This is a genomic window from Paenibacillus alba, assembly GCF_013204855.1.
Taxonomy (GTDB): domain Bacteria; phylum Bacillota; class Bacilli; order Paenibacillales; family NBRC-103111; genus Paenibacillus_E; species Paenibacillus_E alba.
This window is the reverse complement of sequence record NZ_JABMKZ010000090.1, coordinates 1-1,472: the sequence shown is the minus strand read 5'-3', so window position 1 is coordinate 1,472 and position 1,472 is coordinate 1. Positions and strand designations below refer to the sequence as shown.

The following is a 1,472-nucleotide window of genomic DNA, read 5'->3' as shown; positions in this document are numbered from 1 at the left end:
TGATCTGGACCCTTTGTCAAGGACACTTGAAAAAACTCAGTTTAAATCTAGACAGCTAACAATAGATGATTCCTGTATTGCACAGGGGTCATCTTTTTTAATCCCCATTGATATCGATTGTTGTTGTAGTAGCGGATGTAACCGTCAATCTTACGTTGTAGTTCTGCCAATGTTGGGCAGCTGCGATGGTCAACATGGTCCTTCATATGACCGTAAAACGACTCCTGTGGCGCATTGTCCCAGCAATTCCCCCTTCTAGACATCGATTGACCTAATCCCTTTTGCTTCAAAAGTTTTTGGTATGTGGGACTCGTATAATGACTCCCTTGATCCGAATGGATGAACGCTTTCTTGTGCAACTTCAATTTTCTTTGCTTCATGAGTGCCTCAATCGTGTCTGTAGCAATGTCCAGCGTAAGGCTTTTGGATAGGGTGTAAGAGAGGATCTCTCCCGTTGATGCATCTAGTATGGTCGACAAATAAGCCGTCTCTGAGCGGCCGTATGGGAGGTAAGTGATGTCGGTGAGCAAGGCAAGTCCAGGAACACCTTTTTTAAAATCACGATCTAAACTGTTGGGAAGCGTTCGATGTTCTTGAGTCGCCTTAGCCATACGTTTGTAAGGATTGGGTTTTCTATGAGGACAGACGAGGTCAAATTTCTTCATAAGCCTGCGGATTCTCTTCAAGTTGTAGATCACGCCAAACTCGTTTTCAAGCGTCATCTTAATTGAACGAGATCCCTTTTTAAAGCCCTTTCTATTGAAGGCTTTCTTGATTAGTTCTCCAGCTTTGGCATCCGAAAGAGACCGCTCTTTGCGGGTATCTACAGCTTGCATGTAGTTGTAGTAGCCTGAGCGAGAAACGTGAAGTAAGTCGCAAAGGTAGCTAGTTGTGCGTCCTAAACCCTGCCCTACAGTCTCTTTAATTAGCTCAAATAAATTACTCTTACTTAGGTTCTTTCCCTTTGGTACCAGCAACCTTTCTTTCGTGTCTAGCTTTTTTAACAATTCCACCTGAGACTCAAGAAGTCTAATTCTTGCTTCCTGTCTTGCAATAACTTCATCCTGCGTTAGTTCTCGCTTGAGGGGACGTCCAGATGATCCCTTACGGGAGTCTGCTAATCCAATGACTCCATCCTCAGCGTATGCTTTCTTCCAACGCTTAACGCATGCTTTTAAACGCTCTACGCCAATTATGTTTACATCAAACCCGTTTGCTTCAAAGATTTCTCTGGGTGTTTTACCTGCCATGTATTGATCGATGAACAACTGCTTAAATTCATCAGCATAGGTTATTGCTTTATCGCTTATATGGATGACGTATTTATTCGTTGATAAATTCTTTTGTTCTTTCTCACTAAACATTTTCTTAGACATATTGTAATCCCCTCCGGTGCTTACTCTAGTATACAAAAAAAGATACCCACAGTCTGAACACTTTTTCAAAGTGTCCAGACTATGGGTACCAGTGTA

At 42.4% G+C, this 1,472-nt stretch carries 1 protein-coding gene; it reads right to left on the bottom strand.

The features are described 5' to 3' along the window. Window positions 1–47 precede the first annotated feature (47 nt). Window positions 48–1,376 carry an IS3 family transposase gene (locus HQN90_RS37975; protein ID WP_173227985.1) on the bottom strand — a complete coding sequence of 443 codons (1,329 nt, stop codon included), beginning with the start codon at window positions 1,374–1,376 and terminating at the stop codon, window positions 48–50. Between the last annotated feature and the right edge of the window lie 96 nt (window positions 1,377–1,472).